Source organism: Mesorhizobium sp. M0016, assembly GCF_040324035.1.
In the GTDB taxonomy this organism is placed as follows: Bacteria; Pseudomonadota; Alphaproteobacteria; order Rhizobiales; family Rhizobiaceae; genus Mesorhizobium.
Genome location: NZ_JAMYVM010000014.1, coordinates 131,326 through 153,924 on the forward strand (window position 1 = coordinate 131,326; position 22,599 = coordinate 153,924).

The following is a 22,599-nucleotide window of genomic DNA, read 5'->3' on the forward strand; positions in this document are numbered from 1 at the left end:
GGGAAGGCGCCGATGACGCAAACCGAAGCGCTGCCGCCAAGCCTGATCGTCATTCCGTGCCTGAATGAGGCAGCCCATATCGGCGCGTTGCTCGAGCAGCTCAGGCCGGCAGCGCTAAGGCTCGGCGCCCGCATCGTCGTTGCCGATGGCGGCAGCACCGATGGTACTTTGGCCATTGTCGAAGCGGTTGCGGCCAAGGACCCTCAGGTCGTCCTCCTGCACAACCCAAAACGTATCCAGAGCGCGGCGATCAATCTCGCCGTCGCCAGCCTCGGTGACCGCGCCGAATACCTGATCCGCATTGATGCCCATGGCGGCTATCCCGCCGATTATTGCGACCGGCTGGTCGAGGAGGCGCTCGCCACTTCAGCCGATTCGGTCGTCGTCTCGATGCTGACCAGCGGCAGCGGCGCGGTGCAGAAAGCGGTCGCGGCGGCGCAGAATTCCAAGCTCGGCACCGGCGGCTCCAAGCACCGGCACCTCTCGGCCGGCGAATGGGTCGACCACGGCCATCACGCGCTGATCCGGATTTCGGCCTTCACCGCGGTCGGCGGCTATGACGAGAGCTTCAGCCACAATGAGGATGCCGAACTCGACTACCGGCTGCGCCAGGCTGGCTACCGCATCTGGATGAGCGGCAAGACGCAGATGGTCTACTATCCGCGTTCGTCGCTGAAGGGCCTGTATTTCCAATATCTCGGCTATGGCCGCGGCCGCGCCAAGAATGTGCTCAAGCACCGAATGATCCCGAAAGTTCGGCAGATGATCCCGCTGCTGGTGGCGCCGGTCGTCCTTCTCGCGGTATTTTCCTTTATCCACTGGCTGGCGGCGGTGCCGCTGCTGGTCTGGACTTCGGTCTGTCTGGGCTACGGCGCTGTGACCGCCATCAGCCAGCGCAGTCCCAACAATGTGCTGGCGGGCATTTCGGCGATGGTCATGCATTTCGGCTGGTCGCTCGGGTTTTGGCTGCAACTGCTCGGCTCGCGATCGCAGCGCGGGGTGGCATGATGGTCGCCGACAGCCGCCGAATCGACATCTGCGTCTGCACGTTCCGGCGGCCGGAACTGGCCGACACGCTGCGGTCGCTCGCTGCCATGGATATGCCTGCCGGTTTCGGCATCGGCGTCATCGTCGCCGACAATGACGACGAGCCGACCGCCGAGCCGCTGGTGACCGCGCTGGCGAGCGAATTGAAGCTCGTGGCCCGCTACCGGCACGCTCCGGCGCGCAACATCTCGGTTGCCCGCAACGCCTGTCTTGATGCCAGCACGGCCGATTTTGTCGCCTTCATCGACGACGATGAAACCGCTTCCCGGCAATGGCTGGCCGAACTGATTGCTATCGCGGAGACAAGGGGCGCCGAGGCCGTGCTCGGTCCGGTGCGGGCGCTCTACCGCCCGGATGCGCCGGACTGGATGCGCAAGGGCGATTTCCATTCGACCTTGCCGGTCTGGGTGCAGGGCGAAATCCGCACCGGCTACACCTGCAACGTCCTTTTGAGGATGAGCGCCGACAGCTTGCGCGACCGTCGTTTCAGCCTGGCGCGCGGCCAGAGCGGCGGCGAGGACACCGAATTCTTCAACCGCATGGTCAAGGCAGGCGGTCGCATCGCCTTTGCGCCGGAGGCGTGGGTCGAGGAAGTCGTGCCGCGTTCGCGAGCCGCTTTCGACTGGCTGCGCCGCCGCCGCTTCCGCTTCGGCCAGACGCACGGCCACCTCATCGGCCATGACGCAGGCGTGATAGAGCGTGCGAAGGCTGTCGGCCTTGCCTCGGCCAAGGCCGTCTATTGCTTCGGCATGGCGGCGTTGACCGCGATTAGCCCGGTCCGCCGCAACCGCAGCGTGCTGCGCGGCATCATGCATGTCGGCGTCGTCAGCGGCCTGGTCGGTATCAGCGAAATTCGCCAATACGGACTGTCTTCCCCGCAGCAAGGAGGCAAGCGTGCAGCCTGACGTCTCCTTTGTCATCGCAGCCTACAATGCCGCGGCCACGCTCGACCGGGCGATCGCAAGCGCCATGGCCCAGCGCGATGTCAGCGTCGAAATCATCGTCGCCGATGACCAGTCGCGCGACAACACGCTCGACGTCGCAAGAGCCTATCCAAAAGATGTCGTCAAAGTGGTTGCGCTGCCGGCAAATCGTGGCCCTGGCGGCGCCAGGAATGCCGGGCTCGAACTGGCTTCCGGCCGCTGGGTCGCGGTGCTCGATTCCGACGATGCCGTCCTGCCCGGGCGGCTTTCTGCCATGATCGCGCGGGCCGAAAGCGCGGGCGCTGTGATCGCCGTCGACAACCTCCAGGTGGTGCGCGAGGACGGCATTGCCGAAGCGACGATGTTTCCCGCCGAATATCTGGAGGGCCTGCGTGAAATCACGCTCGCCGACTACATCGCTGGCAACATCGTTTTCGAATCCACGTTCAACCTTGGCTATCTCAAGCCGATCTTCCAGCGCCGTTTCCTGATCGAAAACGGGCTTCGCTATGATGAAAGTCTGAGCATAGGCGAGGATTACATCCTGCTCGCCAACGCGCTGGCCAAGGGCGGAAAATGCGTCGTCGAGCCGACGACCGGCTATATCTACCACATCCGCACGGGCTCGATCTCGCGCGTGCTCGAGCTTCACCATATCGAGGCGATGCGCAAGGCCGACGCGGTCTTCGCCGAGACCAATTCCATGGACGCTGCTGCTGCGGCCGCCTTCGCCAAACGCGCCCGCAGCCTGCGCAAGGCGGCATCGTTCCTGTCGCTGGTCCAGCACATCAAGGCGCGTTCGCCGTTGAAAGCGATACGCACCGCGCTAAGTGATCCGGCGGCTGTCAGGCACATGTCGATGCCGATCGCCGTCCGCCTCAAAAGGGTGGCGGCGCTGTTTGCTGTCGGCGCGGAGTAAGGAGGGCGAGTACATGAAGACGTTTGTTCGTGGCCTGCAACAGGCTGAAATCGATCTGCTCAGAAGGAATTTGCGATGAAGAAAATCAGGAAGGCAGTCATCCCTGTGGCGGGGCTTGGAACACGGTTCCTGCCGGCAACCAAGTCGATTCCGAAGGAGATGCTGCCCGTGGTCGACCGGCCGGTCGTCCAATATGCGGTGGACGAGGCCTTCGAAGCCGGCATCGAGCACATCGTGTTCGTCACCGGCCGCAACAAGGCTGTCATCGAGGACTACTTCGACCTGCACCCCGAACTGATTGGAACGCTCGAACAAACCGGCAAGAAGACCCAGCTGGAGGCGCTCGAAAGCATGCTGCCCGTGGCCGGCGCCACCAGCTTCATCCGCCAGCAGTCGCCACATGGTCTCGGCCATGCGGTGTGGTGCGCACGCGAAGTCATCGGCGACGAGCCCTTCGCCCTGCTGCTCCCCGATATGGTGTCGTTCGGTCGCCGAGGTTGCCTGGCTGAAACAGTCGATCTCTATCAGCAGACCGGCGGCAATGTGATCGCCGTCGAGCGCTGTGATCCCAGCGAGACCAGCAAATACGGCATCGTCGGGCGCGGCGCCGAGACAGGCAGCGGCTTCGAGGTGACGGCCATGGTCGAAAAGCCGGCGCCGGCCAATGCGCCGTCGAACTATTACATCAACGGCCGCTACATCCTGCAGCCCGAGATCTTCTCGCTGCTGGGCAACCAGCAGCGCGGCGCTGGCAACGAAATCCAGCTTACCGATGCCATGGTGCGGCTGGCGAAAAGCCAGTCTTTCTTTGCCCAGCCTTTCAATGGCCGCATGTTCGACTGCGGCTCCAAGGAAGGCTTCATAGAGGCGACCATCGCCTTCGCGCTGGCGCGCGACGACATGAAGGGACCTGTGCTGGAAATGCTGCAGGCGTTCGTGCGGTCGCATGAGCGTCAGGAAGTGGCCGCATAATGCCCATCTTTCGAGGGCATATGCGTTTGGACGATGGCGCGGCTCATGCCTGCACGCCTGGCCGCTCAGGCCCGGCGCCGGATGGCATGAAGCTTGCGTTGCATATCTTGCCCCCGATCTCCGCAGCTTCGGACGAGGTGGGACCTGACCCGTCTCGCTCCGGCGCCTGTAACCTAGAATTGGATCGAAGATGAATTATGCCAGCTTTCCTCTCGACAAGAGGATGCCATTGCCCAACCCCGATCAGGAAAAGGGTGAAGACTTCATCGACGTCGAGCGCCTGCTTGGCATGGCGGCGCGTCAGGTCAAGGTGGTGGCGGTCTGCGCCATCATCGGCCTGTTCCTGGGGTTGCTCTATCTGCAGACCACGCCCAAGCAATACATGTCGGTCGCCAGCGTGCTGATCGACGAAGGCCTGAACAAGGTCATCGACGACATCTCGGCTGCATCCGTCACCATGCAGACCGACGCCGCCCTGCTCAGCCAGATCGAAATCATCACCTCGGCGCGGCTGGCCTCGGTGGTGGTCGACAAGCTGAAACTCGACCAGAACGCAGAGTTCATGAACCCGCCGCAATCGGCGCTGGTCAAGGGCATCGGCTTCGTGCGCGGCGTGATCGGCTATTTCCGCTCAAGTTCCGCCGAGCAGATTCCCGGCATGGAAAACGTCGATGAGGCGACACGCCAGGCCATGATGCAGACGGCGCGCCACGACTATGCCGTGCTGAAGCTGCAGAGCGAGGTGCTGGCGCAGCGCAACGGCCGCTCCTATGTGCTCGCCATCGGTTACCAGTCGACCAATCCGGCGCTCGCCACCGCCATCACCAAGGCCTATGCCGACGCCTATCTCGCCGACCAGCTCAATGCCAGCTTCGACGCCACCGAGCGCGCTGCGGTCTGGCTGCAGGGCCGGCTGACCGAGCTTCGTCAGAACTCACAGGCGGCCGCTATGGCGGTCGAGAAATTCAGGGCCGAGCATGGTCTGGCCGCCAACAGCGACGGCCAGCTGATCAGCGACAAGCAGATTGCCGATCTCACCGCGCAACTGATCGTCGCGCAGGCCGATACGGCGCGCGCCAGCGCCCGCTATCAGCAATACAAGACCATCGTCGAAAGCGGCTCGGACAATGCCTTCAACGATTCCGCCATCTCAAGCGATCAGCCGGCAAGCTCCGTCATTGCAACGCTCAAGACCCGCTATCTCGCAGTGGCCAAGCGGCTGCAGGACGTGACGGCCAATTTCGGCGCCGACCATCCGCAGGCGGTGGCGCTGGCCAAGGAAAAGGCCGACCTGTCGACCCAGATTTTCGGCGAGTTGAAGCAACTGACCGAAAGCTATCGCAATGAATATGAAGTCGCGCTTTCACGCGAGACCTCACTGAGGCAGAAGATCGCCGACGCGGCCGGCAAGAGCTCCATCGACAACCAGAGCCAGGTCAAACTGCGCGAACTCGACCAGCAGGCGCAGGCGCTGACCACGCTCTACCAGACCTTCCTTAGCCGCTACGAGGAGGCCTCGCAGCAGCAATCCTTCCCGGTCGGCAAGGTCCGCATCATCTCGGATGCCTCAACGCCGCTTTCCGCCTCGAGCCCGCGCACCTCCAGGGTGCTGGCGCTGTCGCTGGTGCTTGGCGTGCTGCTTGGCGCCGGCTTTGGTGGCCTGAATGAGTTCAACGAGCGCTTCTTCAGGACCGGCGAGGACATTCGCGATCGCGTCGGCCTCAAATTCCTCGGCTATTTGCCGATGATCGGCGGCAGGCTCGGCAAGGACGCCGACGGCGGTGCGGCGGATGCCAAAGGCGCCAACACATTGTCGGCGGCCGAGAAACGGGCGCGCATGCGGGTCAGCGTCGATGCGCCGGCATCAATGTTCTCCGAAACGCTGCGCAACGCCAAGATCGCCTTCGACGTCGTCATGGAAGGGCAAGGCAGCCGGGTCATAGGCGTGGTCTCGGTCCTGCCCGGCGAGGGCAAGTCTACGGTCGCCGCCAATCTCGCCGGATTGCTGGCCGCCAACGGCTCGAAGACGCTTTTGATCGACGCCGATCTGCGCAATCCTGGCCTCAGCCGCAACCTCGGCATGGAAGCCGAGCAGGGGCTGATGGAGGCCGTGGTCAACGGCCAGACCTGGCAGTCGGTCGGCAAAGTCGACCGCCAGACCAAGCTGGCGATCATCCCGGCCGTGCTGCGTGGGCAATTCTCGCATACCAGCGAGCTGCTGTCGTCGGCCGGCATGCGGCGCTTCATCGACAACGCCAAGGAGACGTTCGAGTACATCATCGTCGACCTGCCGCCGCTCGGCCCCGTGGTCGACGCCAAGGCGTTTGCGCCGCTGGTCGACGGCTTCGTGCTGGTTGCCGAATGGGGCCGCACGCCGCGCGCCATGGTGCGCTCGCTGCTGGAGCAGGAACCCTACGTCGCAAGCAAGGTCGTCGGCGCCGTGCTCAACAAGGTCGATCTGAAGAAGCTGCCGAAATACGGCTCGCTCGGCGGCTCGGAAAAGTTCTTCGACCGCTATTCGACCTACTATCTGGAGAAATCGGACGTGCGAGCCAAGACCGCCGCCTGAACGGAGCGCGATCCTGAAAAGGAGCGTGATCCGGACAGCGGATCCGGTTTTCGGAAAAGATCACGCTCAAACGAAGAAGCACGGCAGGTCAGGAAAAGATCAGCTTGCCGAACTTACCCGCGATCCTGAGCGCTGTCAGCCGTCCGCTCTGAAAGGCGCCGGTGTCGATGCCGAGCCTTCGCCCGTCAAGCCTGGGGATATCGACCGGCGTGTGCCCATGCACCACAAGGCGGTCGAGCAGATGTGCGGCCTTGAAGAACTCGTCGCGGATGTTGAGCAGGTCCTGCTCATCCTGTGCGACCAGGTCGATGCCCGGCCTGATGCCGGCATGGACGAAAACGAATTTATCCGAACAGAGCAGCACCGGCAGGCTGCGCAGGAAGTCGATATGGCTGGCCGGAATGACCTCCTTCACGCGCCGGTCGACCGCGTCGCTCGAGGCATAGAGGCTGGCAAGCCGCGCCGGATCGACCCCATAGGAAAACAGAGTCTCGCGGCCGCCGACCGCCAGCCAGCGGTCCCGCGACAGATAGCCGTCGAGATAGTTCAGCATGGCCACTTCGTGGTTTCCCGCCAGGCAGACGCGCAGGAACCCTGTTGGCGGCAGCGCCAAGAGGTGGTCGAGCACGCGCGCCGATTGCGGCCCGCGATCGATATAGTCGCCGAGCATGACGATAATCTTGCGGCCGCGAAATTGCAGCGCGTCGAGCTGGATCTTCTGCTCCAGCGACAGCAATTCCTTGTAGCAGCCATGCACGTCGCCGATCGCGTAGACGACGGTGTCGTCCATATCCATTTCCAGGCGCTCGCGCGGCGCCGGCCGGGGGGGCCTGGATCGCTGGAACAACGCCACTGGGGCCGTCAGACCCCGATGCCGCGGGCTTTGAGCGCCGCGGTGATCTCGTCAAGAATGGCGGGATCGTCGATAGTCGCCGGCATCGTCCATTCTTCCTTGTCGGCGATCTTCTGCATGGTGCCGCGCAGGATCTTGCCGGAGCGCGTCTTGGGCAGGCGCTTGATCGTCACCACGGTCTTGAAGGCCGCGACCGGGCCGATCCGTTCGCGCACCAGCCCCACCACTTCGCCTTCGATGGCAGCGGTATCGCGCGACACACCGGCATTGAGCACGACGAAGCCGAGCGGGACCTGGCCCTTCATAGCGTCAGCGACGCCGATGACGGCGCATTCGGCAACATCGGGATGCGCTGAAAGCACCTCCTCCATGGCTCCGGTCGACAGCCGGTGTCCGGCGACATTGATGATGTCGTCTGTGCGCGCCATGACATAGAGGTAGCCGTCGTCGTCGATCATGCCGGCATCGGCCGTCTTGTAGAAGCCGGGAAATTCCTCGAGATAGGCTTGCCGGAAACGCTCGTCGGCATTCCACAGCGTCGGCAGGCAGCCGGCCGGCAGCGGCAGTTTCACCGCCACATTGCCAAGTGTGCCGCGCGGCACTTCATGGCCGGCATCGTCGAGCACGCGAATGTCGTAGCCCGGCATCGGCACGCCGGGCGAGCCGTATTTCACCGGCAGCAGGCCGAGGCCCGCCGGGTTGATGGTCATCGGCGAGCCGGTCTCGGTCTGCCACCAATGATCGACCACCGGCACGTTGAGTTTCTGCTCCGCCCATTTGATGGTTTCCGGGTCTGCGCGTTCGCCGGCCAGGAACAGAGTGCGGAATTTCGACAGATCGTATTTCGGCACGAATTCGCCCTTGGGGTCCTGCCCCTTGATGGCGCGGAAGGCCGTCGGCGCGGTGAACAGCGCGACCACGCCGTGTTCTGCGATCACCCGCCAATAGGTGCCGGCGTCGGGTGTGCCGATCGGCTTGCCCTCGAACAGCACGCTTGTCGCACCATGCAGCAGCGGTCCGTAAACGATGTAGGAATGGCCGACCACCCAGCCGACATCGGAGGCCGCCCAGAATACTTCGCCCGGTCTGACGCCGAACTCGTTTTCCATCGTCCATTTGAGCGCGACCATGTGGCCGCCATTGTCGCGCACGATGCCCTTCGGCTGGCCGGTCGTGCCGGAGGTGTAGATGATGTAGAGCGGGTCGGTGGCGAGCACCGGAACGCAATCGACGTTGGCGCCCGCGGCGCGCTCGCGGGCAACGGCGTCGGCAAAATCGATATCGTAATGCTCCCTCAGATCGCAGCGCAGCTGGTCGCGCTGCAGGATCAGGCAGGCGTCCGGCTTGTGGCGGGACATTTCGATCGCCTTGTCGAGCAGCGGCTTGTAGGCCACGACACGTCCAGGCTCCAGGCCGCAGGACGCGGAGATGACCAGCTTCGGCTTGGCGTCGTCGATGCGGGTGGCGAGCTCGTGCGAGGCAAAGCCGCCGAACACCACCGAATGCACCGCGCCGATGCGGGCACAGGCAAGCATCGCGACCGCCGCTTCGGCCACCATCGGCATGTAGATGATGACGCGGTCGCCTTTGCGAATGCCGCGGTTCTTGAGCACCGAAGTCAGCGCTACCACTTCGCGCTTCAATTCGGCATAGGTGAATTTCTTGACCGTGCCGGTGATCGCGCTGTCGTAGATAAGTGCGATCTGGTCGGCGCGGCCGCTTGCGACATGGCGATCGAGAGCGTTGAAGCAGGTGTTGCAGCTGGCGCCGTTGAACCAGCGCCCGTAAACGCCCGCCTTGGCATCGAAGACGCTGGTCCACGGCGAATACCAGTCGATCGCCTCGGCGGCAGCGGCCCAGAATTGTTCCGGGTCGCGTTTCCAGCCGTCATAGACCTCGTGGTAGCGTGACGCCATTCATCCCTCCTCGGGAAAACTCTCTATCTTGCAATAGCCTATGCGGGTTTTCCCGGCCACGTCTTTCCCCAAATGCCATGTCTTTCCCGAAATTTGGGGCTTGGCCGATCTCGCCTTGGCCATAAATTGCAGGCACCATGGCCGGGTTTGAAATCGGGGCAGGGCGCGCAATGACGGTACGATACGGGGTTGGATCTGCCGTTGGAGCAGCGCTGCTGTTGACGATCGTTTCCGCCGCCCAGGCCGGCGATGCCGCCGCGCGGCGGATCATCGGCTTTTCCCCCGACGGCAAATATTTCGCCTTCGAGCAATATGGCGAGCTCGACGCTGCCGTTTCCGGCTGGTCGCAGATCGACATCATCGACACAAGCACAGACGAGTTCGTCGGCGGCAAGCCGATCCTTGTCCTCGATGAATCGGAAGAGGCGACCACGACGGTGGAGCAGGCACGGGCGCAGGCCGCAAAGCAGGCCGCGCCAATCCTGGCCAAATACGGCATCGCCGAGCGCGGCACGCGCACGGCCTCCGACAGGTTCACCTTCCCGGACGACACGGTCGAGTACAACGACATCCCCCGCCTCGAGCAGGCCGCGCAGAAATGGCTGTCGCCGTTCTATGGCGAAACACTGATTTCGACCATCCAGCTCGATGAGATCCTTGCCGACAGCAAGGAGGATTGCTTGGCAAGCTTTGATGACGCCAAGCCAAGCGACCAAGTTCTTCCGGGCGACAAGACACTTCAGGGCGACAAGACACTTCAAGGGGACAAGGCGGGCAAGGCGCGCGGCTTCCGCCTGTCGCTGCAGGGGCAGGACGGCAAGCCGTTCAAGGTCATGCACGAGGACAAGGCCGTGCCGGGCTCGCGCAACTGCCCGACTTCCTACAGCCTGTCGGAATCCTACGAATACACCCCGCCCGGCAGGCCGGCGGTACTGGCCGTGCTGGTGCAGCGCTTCAGCCAGGGCTTCGAAGGACGCGACCGCCGCTTCATCGCCGTAACCGGCCAGGCACGCTAAGCCGCGGCCCGTCTTGTGGCAGGCAGAAAAAGCTCATGCGCCCGGAGAAAGCAGGGCGTTCGTGTCGGATATCAGTCTTAAAGCGGCAAGGCCGCCAGCATCAGCCCGACGCCACCCGCAATCAATATGGCGGCTGCCAACGCTTTTCGATGACGTTCGAACGCGGTCGGCGCCCGCTCCCAATTGTAACGCATACCCAATGCTCTCCCAAAACCCCGCGACTGCATAGCTTACTTTAGGTAAGAAAAGCAAGACCTTGACCCTGCGAGATAGCCGGCTTGACGGCTTGCGGCGGTGATTACCAGCTGCAATCACCGACTATTTCTGGGGTGCTTCCCTGTTTTAAGACCCGCCGTCTTCGGTTGCGTGTGTCGTGAGGATTTTGGCGTTGCCGGGTTGCCACAGAACGGTCGGGCCTGCCTGTTCTCCCTCTCGCCCGCGCAATGGACAGACCCGCATCGCCGCGCTATCTGCTCTCCAGGAAAATGGTGGAGGGGCTCCATGGCCCAAATCGGTTCTGAAATGGTTCTGCGGCTGGCGGACGACGCCTCGGTCCAGCATGTCGGCGATGGCGCCGTCGTGCTCTTGGCGCGCAGCGGCCAGCTTTACACCTGCAACGGCACCACCGAAGCCTTTCTCGACAAGGTGGACGGCGCCCGCAGCCTCGACCAGATCGTCGTCCTGTTGTGCGAAGAGTTCGAGGTCGACAAGGGCACGCTCGACCAGGACATGGCGGCGCTGGCCGCCGAACTGGTGAGCGAAGGCATTCTCGCCGACCCGGCTCCCTGATGGTGGACGGCGTTCTCCTGCGCGCTTTGTTTCGTGTCCATTTATGGGCAAGCGCGCGGCTGATGCCGATCCTGGTCGGCCGCCGCAGCTTCGAATCGGTGTTGAAATGGGCGCCGCTCAGCGCACCCACCCCTTATCGCGGCCTGTCGTCAGCCTACATCGTCGCTGCCGTCAACCGGACCGTCCGGCACCCCTGGCTGATGCGCGACCGCAGATGCCTGCGCGAGGGCCTGCTCGCCCACCGCTTCCTGCGCTTTGCCGGCTTCGATCCGGATCTGCGCTTCGGCGTCGATCCGAAGTCGATGCAGGCGCCGCGCATGTCTGCCCATTGCTGGGTCTGTCTCGATGGCCGCCCGGTGGTCTCGGACAGCCTCCCCGGCATGGTCCAGATCTATCGCCATCACGCCGATGCCGGAAAGGCGCACGCTGCTTGACCGGTCCGGCGACCACCTTCTGCTATGATCTCCAGGGCCAAGTCATCAGCATATCGGCCTCGCGGGCCGATCTCTGGCCAAGCTTCGACCTCATGCTCGGCACGTTGCGCGTCAGCGGGCCGGCCGAGCCGGGTTTCCGCATCGATATCGTCGAGACGCAGGAGTTAGAGGAATCGCCTGCCGGAAAACTCGCTTTCGACGGCGACGTACCGGAAGACGGCCATTGCCGGCTGATCGACGGTGGCGGCACCGTTCATCTGGTCTTTCCCGGCCTGCAGACCGTCTCGATCAATGCCGATGGAGGCTGGGCCGAGATACGAGTCCATCCCGATGCCAAGGTCAAATGGACGGTGCTGATGATGGTGCTGGATGCAGCACTTGATGCCGGCGACCAGCACATGCTGCACACCGCCGGCCTGACATTGCCCGGCCGCGAGGCGCTCGTGCTGATCCATGCGCCGAGCGGCACCGGCAAGTCGACGACGTCGCTGGCGCTGGCGTCGCAAGGTTTCGGCCTGTGCTCGGATGACGCCATGATCCTCAAGGTTTTGGCCGGTGGCGGCATCACGGCCTGGGGCTTGCCGCGCAAGGTGAAGGTCCACCGCCACACCGCGGCAATGCTGCCCTTCGTGGCGCCTTGCCTTGGCGACAAATGGGACGCCAATGGCGAGCAGGCCGTCTCGCTGGAACGTCTCGCCGAGATCATCCGCATCGAGGAAACTGTCGGCAGACCGGTTGCGGCACTGTTTCATCTCGCCCGCTCGGCGGACGCGCAAACCCGGCTCGTGCCCATGACCAGGACAGACGCCATGGTGGCGCTTGCCACCGACAATGTCAGGACCGGCATGACCGGCCTTTTGCCGGCGCAGAAGCGCCGCATGGCAACCATCGCAACGCTGGTCAAAGCCGTCCCGACATTTACCCTGGAAGTCGGCGCGAACCCGGCCGAGGCGGCCCCGCTGATCCGCTCGGCGCTGGCGGCGCGGGACTAAAGCACACTTCAGGCAGAATGCGGCTTTGGCCTGGCGAGGCGCTGGATCCAGCGGAAGGCGTCGCGGCGCAGGCGCGAATGCATCTTGTCCCTGGAATTGACGCCGAGCAGCGTATCGCCGGTGATCAGCCATTTGGCCAAAAATATCGAGAGGTCGGGCTTGATGCGGTCGGCCAGTTCGATCGCGCGCGGTGCATCAAACAGCCGCCCCGTCACATTGAGAACCGTCGCCAGTTCGAGCTCGATGCCGCTGATGCGCGCCGCCTCGAAAAGCCGGTCTTCATCCGCGGGCGACCGCAGCGCGCGCACGCCCTGCAGCACATCGACGCAAAGCTGCAGCCGGTGGAACTTGTGCCCGCCGGCGGCGTGGACAATGGCGATGGTCAGCAGCGCGGCCGGCGTGTCGGCCTCGCTGCCGTCGATGATCTGCAATTCGCGAAAGCCCAGCGACAGCCGCCGCCGCATGCCGGAATCATGCACCAGGTTGCCGTGCAGTTCGATCAGCAGGCTGGTATTCTCCTTCTCCAGCCACTTGAACTCCTGCAGATCCTGCGACTGCGCCTCGCCGCTCCAGAGCTCGAAGCCGCATCCGGCAATCACCGGGTTGGCTTCAATGATGCTGGCCGGCTCGACCAGAATGTCGATGTCGGTGAACGGCCGGTCAGCGGCGTGGCGGTAAAGTTTGCGTGCGAAGACCGGACCCTTGACGATGCGGGCCGGAACATTTTTCGCCGCCAATGCCTTCATGATGCGGTCGCCATGATATTGCAGCAGCATCGATTGGCCGGTCGCCAGCGTCGAGCGATCACGCAGTTCCGACAGCTTTTGCCGCAAGGCTGCGTCCGCAGGCAGTTGGGCGTCGCCGATCTCGCTGAGCTTGCGCAGCATGATGGGAAGCACGCCGTGGAACTCGGCATTGACGAGCAGTGCCAGCAAGCTTTCGGCAGCAACGTCACGGCCAATGGCAGCCGGCGCCTCCGGGTCGGCGAAGGTCAGCAGCAGTTTTTCATCGGCAGGCGCAAGAGATGGCAGCATCAAACCCGGATGACGTTCGCCCACATGAGCAATTCCCGTCCGGAATTGCGTCAAACAACCAACTCAGAGGAGCGTATGTTGCAGAAAAGCATGCATGAAGCCAGCGTGTGGTGGCAGAGCCAGCTCATGAATTGACTTTCCACGGTTTCGGTCCATTCTTTTGCACTGGACTGAAAAGGGTGTTTGGAATGGCCAAGAAAAAGTATGAAGCGCCCGTGCTGCGCAAGGCAGGAAAGTTGTCCAGCGTGGTGGCCGGGCCGTCGCTGCCGATACCGCGATAAGACTTCTACGGCTTCGGTTTGGATGAAGCCGGAGCGGTCGGCCGCAAGGCAAGCCGCGCTGCAGGCGGGCAATCTGTCGGCGTGACTGCGGGTAACGGTCCGTCCGGTCCCGCAGGCTAAGGCAAGTTCATAAGCCGCCTGTTCGGGATATGGGCAAGGCCCCTCCGTTACAGTCCCCAGCGCAGCGCGGCTGTGTGCACCGGCGCGTCCCACATTGACGTTGCCTCGTCATCCAGCATGGTCAGCGTGATCGAGCAGCCGGCCATGTCGAGCGATGTCACGTAGGACCCGACCAGCGAGCGGGTCACCGTCACGCCCTGTTTTTCGAAGATGTTTCGGGCGCTGTTGTACATCAGATAGAGCTCCATCAGCGGCGTGCCGCCAAAGCCGTTGATGAACAACAGTGCCGGGCCTTTCGCCCTGTCGCCGAGATCGCCCAGGATCGCGGCGCAAATCTCTTCGGCGATCGCATCGGCGCTTTTCAACGTGTCGCGACGCCGGCCGGGCTCGCCATGAATGCCGACGCCGAATTCCATCTCGCCATCACCAATCTCGAAGGTCGGCCTGCCGGCCGCCGGCACCGTGCAACTGGTCAGCGCCACGCCCATCGAACGCGTCGCGCTGTTGATGCGACCGCCGAGCGCCTTGAGATCCGCCAGCGCCATGCCTTGCTCGGCGGCGGCGCCGACGATCTTCTCCACCACCAGCGTGCCGGCGACGCCGCGCCGGCCGGTCGTAAAGGACGAATTCTCGACGGCGACGTCATCATTGATCACCACCTGCAGGACGCCGTCGGCCATTTCGCCGGCCATGTCGAAATTCATCACGTCGCCTTCATAGTTCTTGACGATGAACAGGCAGCCGGCGCCGGTATCGACGGCGGCGGCCGCCGCCAGTATCTGGTCCGGCGTTGGCGAGGTGAAGACCTGGCCGGGGCAGGCGGCGTCCAGCATGCCGTGACCGACAAAGCCGGCATGCAACGGCTCGTGGCCGGAACCGCCGCCCGAGATCAGCGCCACCTTCCCCGGCTTCATCACCTTGCGGCGAATGAATTTGTGCTCCTCGCCCAGCACCAGGATGTCGGCATGAGCTGCAACGAAGCCGTTGAGGCTTTCGGTCAGCACCGTGTCGACGGAATTCATAAACTTCTTCATGTGTCCTCCCGACACAACACGATCAGCCGCCACTCCTGCCGGTGATGCTGGTGATCTTCTGGATGAATTCGTTGATCGCCTTGTCGAGCGCTGCATTCTGCTTGTCGTCGCCGAAATCGGGCACGATCAGCGAGACATGCCGGGTCTTGCGCATGCCTGCCGCAACCGACATCTTGCCGGGATGCGCCAGATGATAGGCAGCCAGAAACTGATCGCGCTCGGCCGGACTGAAATGGCAGACCGAAAAAATAGCCGGCAGATGTTTTGACGGGATCGGGGTCGAATAGGCCGCGCTGGAAATCTGGGTGACGAAGCTGCGGTGCTTGCCAAGCGCGTCGGCAAGGCGTTGTCGCATACCCGACGGTCGCTGGTCGATGACCTGCGACAGGATCGTCTTGTAGGCGCGGATCGCCTCTTCGGAGCCGGCTTCTGGTGTCTTGTCGGCCATCTCAGTCATCCTAGACCGATGCATCCGAGATGGCCGCCTTGGCCATGGCGAGTTGGGCGGGAGCCACCGAGAGATCCCGCAGGCCGGCCTCGAGCAGTGCCGGGATCGATGCCGGATCGCCGCCGGCATCGCCGCACAGGCTGACTGGGATTTTCGCGCGCAGGCCAAAAGCGGCAACCGAGCCGATCAGCCGTAACACGGCGGGATGGCGGACAGAATTAAGATGCGCCACGGCTGCGTTATCGCGGGCAGCCGCCATTACATATTGGGTCAGATCGTTCGAACCGACCGAGAAGAAGGCGACATCGGCGAACGCCTCCGGCGCGATCGCCACCGAAGGCACCTCGACCATGATGCCGAGCGGCGGCATTTTTTGCGCGATGCCGCGCGCGGCAAGCCCGGCCTGCTCCTCCACGAACAGAGCGGCGGCGCGTTGGTATTCCTCCGCGACGGCGATCATCGGAAACATCACCTTCAGATTGCCGTGCACCGCCGCGCGCAGCAGCGCCCGGATCTGTACGCGAAACACCTCCGGCCTTGCCAGCGACAGCCTGATGCCACGCAGCCCGAGGAACGGGTTGCTCTCCTCGACGGTGAAGCCCGGCACCGGCTTGTCGCCGCCGGCGTCGACGGTACGGATGGTTACCGGCTTGTCGCCTGCCCATTCCAGCACCTTGCGATAGGCCTGGTATTGCGTCTCCTCGTCCGGCGGCGCCTTGCCGAACAGGAATTCGGTGCGCATCAGCCCGACCCCGTCGCAGGTCGAAATGTCGATGCCGTCGACCTCGGACGGATCGGCGATGTTGACCTGCACGCGCACTGTCGTCCCGGCCCGGGTTACCGCCGGTTTCGCGAGATAGACTCCGGCCTTGTCTCGATGTGCCACAAACGAGGACGAGGACCGGTGGAACGCTTCGATCTCCGTCGTGGTCGGCGAAAGCACGATACCGCCATGCTCCGCATCGAGCAGAGCCAGACCGACGGGATTAGCCGGCGAAGCGCCAAGCCCCACCACCATCGGCACGCCGCGCGAGCGCGCCAGCATGGCGACGTGGCTGGCGGCGCTGCCGGCCCTCAGCGCGATGCCGCCGCCGGTGCTCCAGTCGGTCTCGAGAAAGCGCGTCGGCGCGATGTCCTCGCCATAGAGAATGGCGCCGGCTGGTGGAGCGCTCTCCTGCTCCTCGGTAAGGGCGCGCAGCACGCGGTCGCGGATATCGCTGATATCGGCGGCGCGAGCCCGGAAATAGTCCTGGTCTGACGTTTCGTAGCCGGAGATCTCGGCGTCCAGCGCCTGTCGCCAGGCCATGTCAGCCGGCATGCCGGACGCGATCGCGGCAAAAGCCGGGCCGGTCAGTGCCTCGTCCCCAAGCATGGCGAGCTGGAATTCGAGAATGCCGGCGGCCTCGTCATCGGCGGTTTCGATCAGGGTCGCGAGCCGGTCCGTCGCGCTGGCGATAGCTGCTTCCAATGCGGCCTTCTCGTCCGCGGCGCTCGCCTTGCCCGTGTAGTGCGCGGTGCCGTTGTCGAGGTTGAACAACGGCCCCTCGGCATAGCCGGCCGAGGCCGAAATGCCTTGCAGCCTAAGCGGTTCGGGCATGGCCCGCATCCTCGTCGAAACCGCGTCGCACCAGCTCGGCCAGCGCTCTCACGGCATCATCGGCGCCGTCGCCTGTGGCCCGGATGTGCAGCATGGTGCCTTTCGGCGCCCTGGCCGCCATCACCTTGACGATGCTCTTGGCGTCGAACCATGGGCCGTTGGCGGCAAGCGCAATCTCCACCTCGGCGGCAAAGCTCTTGGCAAGCTTAGTGAACTTCACCGAAGGGCGCGCGTGCAGACCTACCTCGTGGGTGATCAGGACGGTGGCCTCGGCAAATGCGGACATCAGGTCAAAATTCCCGTTCGCTCACGACGGCGACAATTCATGCGCCGTCGCCACCACTTCCTTCAGCGAGGCCCCGCCGGACGCCTCCGTCGCAGCCATCACCGCGCCTTCGACGATCGGCGCGTTGCAGACGATAATCCTGAGCGCCCGCGGCTCGCCGATCATTTCCACCGCCATTTCCGAATTGGTCTCGGCGCCGCCGAGATCGACCAGTATGGCGACGCCCGCCTCCGACCACGCCTTGTCGATGGCGCCCATGATCGCTTCGACGCTGGTGCCGAGCCCGCCATGGCCGTTTCCGCCGCACCATGCAAGCGGCACTTCGTCGCCCACCATCTGCCGCACCATGTCGGCCGTGCCTTCGGCAACCAGCGGCGAATGCGAGACGATGACGATGCCGACATTGCTCATGCTTGGCCCTCGACGGTTTCGGCGACGGTCCGCACCAGCAGCGCCACAGAGCGTCCGCCGGCATCCATATGACCGATTGAGCGGTCGCCGAGGAATGAGGCGCGACCGCGTGTTGCCTTCATCGGCACGGTCGCTTCGGCAGCCGCGTCGGCAATATCAACGATTTCCGAGCCTGTCTTTCCATTCGCGAGCGCGTCATGCACCGGATACAGCACATCGAGCATCGTCTTCTGGCCGACCTGCGATTTGCCTCTGGCGGCCACCGCCTCGATTGCCTTGCCGAAAGCAGCCGTCAGCTTGGGGCGATCCGGCTCTCCTGAAATCTCCTTGCCCAGCGCCAGGAACAATGTGCCGAACAGCGGCCCGGATGCACCGCCAACCGTCATCACCAGCTTGGTGCCGATCGCCTTCAGCGCCTCGGGCAGCGGCTTTGCAGCGAACGCCCCGGCATCGGCGCGCACAGCCTCGAAGCCGCGCTTCATGTTCAGCCCATGGTCACCGTCGCCGATCGCCTGGTCGAGCGCGGTCAACTCTTCCGAGTGAGCGGCGATCGTGTCCGCGGCGGCGGTGATCAGCCTGGCAAGGTCGAACGCAGCCATGTCCAGATTCCCGGTTTCGATCCTGCCGGCAGTATCGCAAGAGTTTTCATTCGACAATCTAAGCATGCCGTCAGGCCGTTGCATGCAGCGCGGCGGCGGCCGCGAACACTTCGGCCACGGCATGGGCGCCAGGGTCGACTACGCCCTGCAATTTGGTGCCGACATAGGCGGAGCGCCCGGCCTTCGCCTTCTCCATGGCCGCGGTCGCCTCGGCGCCGTGCCGTGCCGCTGTAGCCGCGGCATCCAGCCCCTTGGCATCGAGCGCCTTCAGCGCCGGCTCCAAGGCATCGACCATGGTGCGGTCGCCGACCCTGGCGCCGCCATAGAAGGTCATCCGGTCAAGCCCGGCAAGCAGCGCCTTGGACAGGGTTGCTCCGCCGTTCGAAGCCTGAGCCGCCGCCGTGAAGAAGATCGACAGCAAGACGCCTGAGGAGCCGCCCATTGCGACGCCCAGACTATCGCCTATAGCCGCAAGCGTGGCGGCAGGGTCGGCCAGCGGCAGCGCATCGAGCCGTTCCAGCACGCTGCGCGCGCCGGTCGCCACCGTCGAACCGGTATCGCCGTCGCCCGCCTTGGCGTCGAGCCCGTTCAGTGTCTCTTCGAGCTCGATCAGCCGTTCGCAGACCGTGACGATCAAACGCCTGGTACCGGGATCCTGACTGGCCTTTTGGGCTGCGCTGTTTCCAGCCGCTTTCGCCATAGGCACGATAGCCGGCGCGACGACGGTTTTGGCCGGCATCCAGGCATGTGGTCCGACAGGCGCCAGCAAGGCTGCCTCGCGCGCCGCATCGAGCTTGATCAGCGACAGCGAAAAGCCGTTCATGTTGAGCGCCGTCATCAGCGGTCCGGGGCCGATCGCAAGTTTGACGGTTTTGGCCAGCGGCGAGGCCAGCACGGCATTGGCGACCAGCGACATCTCAAGCGGCGGCACCGAGCCGAGATTGTTGATGAGCAACGCGTGGCTGGCGTTCGGGTCGAGCCGCGCGGCCAGCCGCTCCGCCATGATCGCCACCAGCTTGTCGGCGCTTTGCACCGCGATGCGCTCGACGCCCGGCTCGCCATGGATGCCGAGGCCGAGTTCGCCGTCATTTTCGCCGAACCGCTCTTCATGTGGCTGGCCGGGGATCGAGCAGGACGACAGCGACATGCCGAGCGAGACGATGTCCTTCGCCGCCGCGCGAGCGGCTGTAGCAACGGCTGCCAAGTCCTGACCGGTCTCCGACAAATGGCCGGCGATCTTGTGCACGAACAAGGTGCCGGCGACGCCGCGCGGCTGGTTGATACCCGGCAGGGCGATGTCGTCGGCAACGATCGCCATCTCGACGCGAAACCCCTCGGCGCGCGCCTTCTCGGCCGCCAGTCCGAAATTGAGCCGGTCGCCGGTGTAGTTCTTGACGATCAGCAGGCAGCCGGCGGGGCCGGTCACCGCGCGGATGGCCGCCAGCACCGCCTCGACGCTGGGCGAGGCAAAGATCTCGCCCGAAACCGCCGCCGTCAGCATGCCCTTGCCGACAAAGCCGGCATGGGACGGTTCGTGTCCGGCGCCGCCACCGGAGACGACGGCAACTTTCGCCTTGTCCCAGTCGGCGCGCAGCACAACCTTGATCTCGGGGTAACCGTCGAGGCGCGCGAGATCGCCGGAACCGATAGTCCGCAACAGCCCGTCCAGCGCCTCGGTGATGATCGTTTCCCTGCGGTTGAAAAAGTGCTTCATCGAATTCGTCCTGTATTCGTCAATCAGAAGCCGGTGCCGTGCCCTTGGCGAGACACCGAAAACCTCACATCAGTCTTTGTCCGTCGGCGCCGAAATAAAGTGGCGAGCGGTAGCGGATCACCACTTTGTCGCCCTCGGCCAGATCCGTATCGGGGTCGGTGAGCGTCACCAGTTTCTTCGGGCCGACCGTAACATGCAGATGGTTCTGGTCCCCGAGATGTTCGACCCAGTCGACGACGCCGTCGGCATGGCCGTTTGCGGTCTTCTCGATCGACAGATGCTCGGTGCGCGCGCCGATGGTCTTGGTTCCGGTCGGCGCCCCACCATCAGGCAGCAGCCCGGCCGGCAGCAGGTTGATCGCCGGCTGGCCGAGGCGGGCCGCGACATGAAGGTTTGCCGGCTCCGAATAGATCATGCGCGGCGTGCCGATCTGCACCAGCACGCCATTGTTGAGGATGCCGATGCGGTCCGCCATGGTCATCGCCTCGATCTGGTCGTGCGTGACATAGAGCATGGTGGCGCCGAGCTCGGCTTGGATGCGCTTGAGTTCGAGCCTGAGATCGGCGCGCAATTTGGCGTCGAGCGACGACAGCGGCTCGTCCATCAAATAGATCGACGGCTTGCGCACCAGCGCGCGCCCAATGGCGACGCGCTGCATTTCGCCACCCGAAAGCTTGGTCGAGCGGTTGTTCAGCTTGTGGTGGATGCGCACCATCTTCGCCACCTCTTCGATGCGGCGGCGAATCTGGTCCTCCGGTACTTTCCGCGCTGGCGAACGCAGCGGGAAGGCGAGGTTGTCGTAGACCGACAGATGCGGGTAGAGCGAATATTGCTGGAACACGAAGGCGGTGTCGCGCTCGGCCGGCGACAGCGTCGTCGCATCGTGGCCGCCAATATGGATCGTGCCGCCATCCGGCCGCTCCAGTCCGGCGATCAATCTCAGCGTCGTCGTCTTGCCGGCGCCGGTCGGGCCGAGCAGCACGACGAATTCGCCATCGGCGATGTTAAGGTCGAGGCCATCGACGGCGACATGGTCGCCGAAGCTTTTGGTCACGCCCTTGATGTGCACGTCAGCCATGCTGCGCTCTCCCTTGAGAGGCGGTATCGTGGATCGCGGTGCGCACCGCCCGACCCGAGCCCTTGTCGAACAGCGACAGCCGCGCGCTGTTCAACGTCAGCCCGACATGATCGCCGGCAGCGAGCCGGATTTCGGCCGGCACCCGCGCCTTGATGATGCCGTCCGCCGTCTCCACCGCCACGATCTGCGTCGTGCCGAGATATTCGGTGCCATAGATGGCGCCGCGCAGTTTCGAGGCGTCGTCGAAGCGAATGTGTTCGGGGCGGATGCCGAGCGCCATGTCGGCCGGCGCGATATCCTCGCGCACTTCCGGCACCGCCACCTTGGCGCCTTGCACTACGATCTCCTTCGCCCCCTTCGCCAATCCGCCGTCAAAGCCGAGAAAGTTCATTGGCGGCGAGCCAATGAAATCGGCGACGAACATGGTTGCCGGGCGGTCGTAGATTTCGCGCGGGCTGCCGAACTGTTCGATGACGCCATGGTTCATGACGGCGATCTTGTCGGCCATCGACATCGCTTCCATCTGGTCGTGCGTGACATAGACGGTGGTGGCGTGGATGCGGTTGTGCAGCTCGCGCAGCTCATGCACCATCAGATCGCGGAATTCGGTGTCGAGCGTGCCGAGCGGCTCGTCCATCAGGAAGCATTTTGGCCGTCGCACGATGGCGCGACCGAGCGCCACGCGCTGGCGGTCACCGCCGGCAAGGCCCGAGACCGATTTGTTGAGCAGATGGTCGATGCGCAGCAGCTTCGCCGTTTCCTCGACACGGCTTCGAATCTCGGCCGAGGGCATGCCTTGCGCGAGAAGCGGGAAGCCGATGTTCTTGCGCACGTTCATATGCGGATAGAGCGCGAACAGCTGGAAGACGAAGGCGATGTCGCGTTCGCGCGCCCGGCGCATGGTGACGTCCTCGCCGCCGAGCAGGATCTGGCCGCCGGTCGGCAATTCGAGGCCGGCGACCATGCGCAGCGTCGTCGTCTTGCCGCAGCCCGAGGGACCAAGCATGACGAAGAACTCACCATCTTCGACGACGAAGCTGGAATCCTGCACCGCGACGAAATCGCCGAAGGCCTTTCTCAAATGTTGGACGCGGATTTCGGCCATGATTATTCCGGGAACTTCGAGACGATGATGAACATCACCGTGCCGGCGAGCATGGTGATGAAGGAGTAGGTGTAGAGCGCCAGCGCGAAGGGCTGGAACAGCATCAGGAAGCCGACGGCGATGAGCGCCGTCGCAATGTTTTCCATGAGGCCGCGCCGGGCCCAGCGGGGCCAGGATGACTTTTTGAAGATGGCTGGGCGCGTCATGCGTAGCTGCCTTCCTTCTGCCCGGCAACGGGGCGAGACGGTTGCCAGGTGGTTCCCTCACTCCGTCGCTGCTTCGCAGCGCCACCTCTCCCCCCTCCGGAGGGAGAGGAAGGCAGCCTGCCTGAATGAAGTTCGCGTCCTTCCTCTACCCCGTCGATCGGGGGAGAGGTGTGGCGCGGAGCGCGGCGGGGGGGGGGGGGGCGTGGCACACCAAACAATTTGGTTACCCGCCGCAGGTGGTGGCGCGCAGCAAATT

22 protein-coding genes are annotated in these 22,599 nt (G+C 64.1%); 9 read left to right on the forward strand and 13 right to left on the reverse strand.

What is annotated here, in order from left to right; genetic code table 11:
- Positions 1-12 precede the first annotated feature (12 nt).
- From NKJ88_RS20550 to NKJ88_RS20570, 5 genes are all read left to right on the forward strand, one after another.
- A complete protein-coding gene (locus NKJ88_RS20550) occupies positions 13-1,008 on the forward strand; it encodes a glycosyltransferase family 2 protein (RefSeq protein ID WP_023725858.1) in 996 nt (331 codons plus the stop codon).
- On the forward strand, positions 1,008-1,952 hold the full coding sequence (locus NKJ88_RS20555; protein ID WP_196813586.1) for a glycosyltransferase family 2 protein: 945 nt from the start codon (positions 1,008-1,010) through the stop codon (positions 1,950-1,952). The genes NKJ88_RS20550 and NKJ88_RS20555 overlap by 1 nt, the downstream gene beginning before the upstream one ends.
- Complete coding sequence (locus NKJ88_RS20560) at positions 1,942-2,889, forward strand: glycosyltransferase family 2 protein (protein ID WP_031199315.1); 948 nt, start codon at positions 1,942-1,944, stop codon at positions 2,887-2,889. Before NKJ88_RS20555 ends, NKJ88_RS20560 begins: the two co-directional genes overlap by 11 nt.
- A gap of 75 nt (positions 2,890-2,964) precedes the next feature.
- Positions 2,965-3,861, forward strand: a complete 897-nt coding sequence (gene galU, locus NKJ88_RS20565; protein ID WP_023668795.1) for a UTP--glucose-1-phosphate uridylyltransferase GalU — start codon at positions 2,965-2,967, stop codon at positions 3,859-3,861.
- A gap of 190 nt (positions 3,862-4,051) precedes the next feature.
- A complete protein-coding gene (locus NKJ88_RS20570) occupies positions 4,052-6,430 on the forward strand; it encodes a polysaccharide biosynthesis tyrosine autokinase (protein WP_023689994.1) in 2,379 nt (792 codons plus the stop codon).
- Between the two features lie 88 nt (positions 6,431-6,518).
- On the opposite strand, the gene NKJ88_RS20575 is transcribed toward NKJ88_RS20570, so the two are convergent.
- Together NKJ88_RS20575 and NKJ88_RS20580 are read right to left on the reverse strand one after the other, a co-directional pair.
- On the reverse strand, positions 6,519-7,220 hold the full coding sequence (locus tag NKJ88_RS20575; RefSeq protein ID WP_023689995.1) for a metallophosphoesterase family protein: 702 nt from the start codon (positions 7,218-7,220) through the stop codon (positions 6,519-6,521).
- A 71-nt stretch (positions 7,221-7,291) separates the two neighbouring features.
- Positions 7,292-9,199: a propionyl-CoA synthetase gene (locus NKJ88_RS20580; RefSeq protein ID WP_023823821.1), complete on the reverse strand. Its 1,908-nt coding sequence runs from the start codon at positions 9,197-9,199 to the stop codon at positions 7,292-7,294.
- 218 nt (positions 9,200-9,417) lie between these two features.
- Between NKJ88_RS20580 and NKJ88_RS20585 the strand changes: the two genes are divergently transcribed.
- The 4 genes from NKJ88_RS20585 (at position 9,418) to NKJ88_RS20600 (ending at position 12,430) form a co-directional block, all read left to right on the forward strand.
- The gene (locus NKJ88_RS20585) at positions 9,418-10,215 is read left to right on the forward strand and encodes a DUF2259 domain-containing protein (RefSeq protein WP_245260048.1); all 798 of its coding nucleotides are present in this window, start codon (positions 9,418-9,420) and stop codon (positions 10,213-10,215) included.
- Between the two features lie 501 nt (positions 10,216-10,716).
- Positions 10,717-11,004 carry a PqqD family protein gene (locus tag NKJ88_RS20590; protein WP_023823820.1) on the forward strand — a complete coding sequence of 96 codons (288 nt, stop codon included), beginning with the start codon at positions 10,717-10,719 and terminating at the stop codon, positions 11,002-11,004.
- Positions 11,004-11,438 carry a lasso peptide biosynthesis B2 protein gene (locus NKJ88_RS20595; protein WP_023745211.1) on the forward strand — a complete coding sequence of 145 codons (435 nt, stop codon included), beginning with the start codon at positions 11,004-11,006 and terminating at the stop codon, positions 11,436-11,438. The genes NKJ88_RS20590 and NKJ88_RS20595 overlap by 1 nt, the downstream gene beginning before the upstream one ends.
- A complete protein-coding gene (locus tag NKJ88_RS20600; protein ID WP_023745212.1) occupies positions 11,435-12,430 on the forward strand; it encodes a phosphoenolpyruvate carboxykinase (ATP) in 996 nt (331 codons plus the stop codon). The genes NKJ88_RS20595 and NKJ88_RS20600 overlap by 4 nt, the downstream gene beginning before the upstream one ends.
- Before the next feature lie 8 nt (positions 12,431-12,438).
- Here the strand turns inward: NKJ88_RS20600 and NKJ88_RS20605 are convergent, their stop codons facing one another.
- The 11 genes from NKJ88_RS20605 to NKJ88_RS20655 form a co-directional block, all read right to left on the reverse strand.
- Positions 12,439-13,464, reverse strand: a complete 1,026-nt coding sequence (locus NKJ88_RS20605) for a nucleotidyltransferase family protein (protein WP_023725855.1) — start codon at positions 13,462-13,464, stop codon at positions 12,439-12,441.
- Positions 13,465-13,912: 448 nt separating this feature from the next.
- Positions 13,913-14,899, reverse strand: a complete 987-nt coding sequence (gene dhaK / locus NKJ88_RS20610; protein WP_023668785.1) for a dihydroxyacetone kinase subunit DhaK — start codon at positions 14,897-14,899, stop codon at positions 13,913-13,915.
- 22 nt (positions 14,900-14,921) lie between these two features.
- Positions 14,922-15,347, reverse strand: coding sequence for a hypothetical protein (locus NKJ88_RS20615; protein WP_023668784.1), 426 nt, complete (start codon positions 15,345-15,347; stop codon positions 14,922-14,924).
- Positions 15,348-15,357: 10 nt separating this feature from the next.
- Positions 15,358-16,944 carry a phosphoenolpyruvate--protein phosphotransferase gene (ptsP, locus tag NKJ88_RS20620; RefSeq protein WP_023823819.1) on the reverse strand — a complete coding sequence of 529 codons (1,587 nt, stop codon included), beginning with the start codon at positions 16,942-16,944 and terminating at the stop codon, positions 15,358-15,360.
- Positions 16,928-17,230 carry an HPr family phosphocarrier protein gene (locus NKJ88_RS20625; protein ID WP_023684207.1) on the reverse strand — a complete coding sequence of 101 codons (303 nt, stop codon included), beginning with the start codon at positions 17,228-17,230 and terminating at the stop codon, positions 16,928-16,930. The genes ptsP and NKJ88_RS20625 overlap by 17 nt, the downstream gene beginning before the upstream one ends.
- Before the next feature lie 21 nt (positions 17,231-17,251).
- Positions 17,252-17,641 (reverse strand): dihydroxyacetone kinase phosphoryl donor subunit DhaM, encoded by a 390-nt coding sequence (dhaM, locus tag NKJ88_RS20630; RefSeq protein ID WP_023725850.1) that lies wholly within the window; start codon positions 17,639-17,641, stop codon positions 17,252-17,254.
- On the reverse strand, positions 17,638-18,240 hold the full coding sequence (gene dhaL / locus NKJ88_RS20635; protein ID WP_023823818.1) for a dihydroxyacetone kinase subunit DhaL: 603 nt from the start codon (positions 18,238-18,240) through the stop codon (positions 17,638-17,640). The genes dhaM and dhaL overlap by 4 nt, the downstream gene beginning before the upstream one ends.
- Before the next feature lie 70 nt (positions 18,241-18,310).
- The gene (locus NKJ88_RS20640; protein ID WP_352445213.1) at positions 18,311-19,954 is read right to left on the reverse strand and encodes a dihydroxyacetone kinase subunit DhaK; all 1,644 of its coding nucleotides are present in this window, start codon (positions 19,952-19,954) and stop codon (positions 18,311-18,313) included.
- Between the two features lie 64 nt (positions 19,955-20,018).
- Positions 20,019-21,032, reverse strand: coding sequence for an ABC transporter ATP-binding protein (locus NKJ88_RS20645; RefSeq protein WP_023823816.1), 1,014 nt, complete (start codon positions 21,030-21,032; stop codon positions 20,019-20,021).
- Entirely contained in the window at positions 21,025-22,137 is a 1,113-nt protein-coding gene (locus NKJ88_RS20650) for an ABC transporter ATP-binding protein (protein ID WP_352445215.1), read from the reverse strand. The genes NKJ88_RS20645 and NKJ88_RS20650 overlap by 8 nt, the downstream gene beginning before the upstream one ends.
- Positions 22,138-22,139: 2 nt before the next feature.
- Positions 22,140-22,343 (reverse strand): hypothetical protein, encoded by a 204-nt coding sequence (locus tag NKJ88_RS20655; RefSeq protein ID WP_023823814.1) that lies wholly within the window; start codon positions 22,341-22,343, stop codon positions 22,140-22,142.
- Between the last annotated feature and the right edge of the window lie 256 nt (positions 22,344-22,599).

Excerpts from the sequence above, each read along its gene's own strand:
- NKJ88_RS20550 (WP_023725858.1), top strand. The coding sequence starts at position 13 with ATGACGCAAACCGAAGCGCTGCCGCCAAGCCTGATCGTCATTCCGTGC.
- NKJ88_RS20555 (WP_196813586.1), top strand. The coding sequence starts at position 1,008 with ATGGTCGCCGACAGCCGCCGAATCGACATCTGCGTCTGCACGTTCCGG.
- galU (WP_023668795.1), top strand. The coding sequence starts at position 2,965 with ATGAAGAAAATCAGGAAGGCAGTCATCCCTGTGGCGGGGCTTGGAACA.
- NKJ88_RS20570 (WP_023689994.1), top strand. The coding sequence starts at position 4,052 with ATGAATTATGCCAGCTTTCCTCTCGACAAGAGGATGCCATTGCCCAAC.
- NKJ88_RS20575 (WP_023689995.1), bottom strand. The coding sequence starts at position 7,220 with ATGGACGACACCGTCGTCTACGCGATCGGCGACGTGCATGGCTGCTAC.
- NKJ88_RS20580 (WP_023823821.1), bottom strand. The coding sequence starts at position 9,199 with ATGGCGTCACGCTACCACGAGGTCTATGACGGCTGGAAACGCGACCCG.
- NKJ88_RS20590 (WP_023823820.1), top strand. The coding sequence starts at position 10,717 with ATGGCCCAAATCGGTTCTGAAATGGTTCTGCGGCTGGCGGACGACGCC.
- NKJ88_RS20595 (WP_023745211.1), top strand. The coding sequence starts at position 11,004 with ATGGTGGACGGCGTTCTCCTGCGCGCTTTGTTTCGTGTCCATTTATGG.
- NKJ88_RS20605 (WP_023725855.1), bottom strand. The coding sequence starts at position 13,464 with ATGCTGCCATCTCTTGCGCCTGCCGATGAAAAACTGCTGCTGACCTTC.
- dhaK (WP_023668785.1), bottom strand. The coding sequence starts at position 14,899 with ATGAAGAAGTTTATGAATTCCGTCGACACGGTGCTGACCGAAAGCCTC.
- NKJ88_RS20615 (WP_023668784.1), bottom strand. The coding sequence starts at position 15,347 with ATGGCCGACAAGACACCAGAAGCCGGCTCCGAAGAGGCGATCCGCGCC.
- ptsP (WP_023823819.1), bottom strand. The coding sequence starts at position 16,944 with ATGCCCGAACCGCTTAGGCTGCAAGGCATTTCGGCCTCGGCCGGCTAT.
- NKJ88_RS20625 (WP_023684207.1), bottom strand. The coding sequence starts at position 17,230 with ATGTCCGCATTTGCCGAGGCCACCGTCCTGATCACCCACGAGGTAGGT.
- dhaM (WP_023725850.1), bottom strand. The coding sequence starts at position 17,641 with ATGAGCAATGTCGGCATCGTCATCGTCTCGCATTCGCCGCTGGTTGCC.
- dhaL (WP_023823818.1), bottom strand. The coding sequence starts at position 18,240 with ATGGCTGCGTTCGACCTTGCCAGGCTGATCACCGCCGCCGCGGACACG.
- NKJ88_RS20640 (WP_352445213.1), bottom strand. The coding sequence starts at position 19,954 with ATGAAGCACTTTTTCAACCGCAGGGAAACGATCATCACCGAGGCGCTG.
- NKJ88_RS20645 (WP_023823816.1), bottom strand. The coding sequence starts at position 21,032 with ATGGCTGACGTGCACATCAAGGGCGTGACCAAAAGCTTCGGCGACCAT.
- NKJ88_RS20650 (WP_352445215.1), bottom strand. The coding sequence starts at position 22,137 with ATGGCCGAAATCCGCGTCCAACATTTGAGAAAGGCCTTCGGCGATTTC.
- NKJ88_RS20655 (WP_023823814.1), bottom strand. The coding sequence starts at position 22,343 with ATGACGCGCCCAGCCATCTTCAAAAAGTCATCCTGGCCCCGCTGGGCC.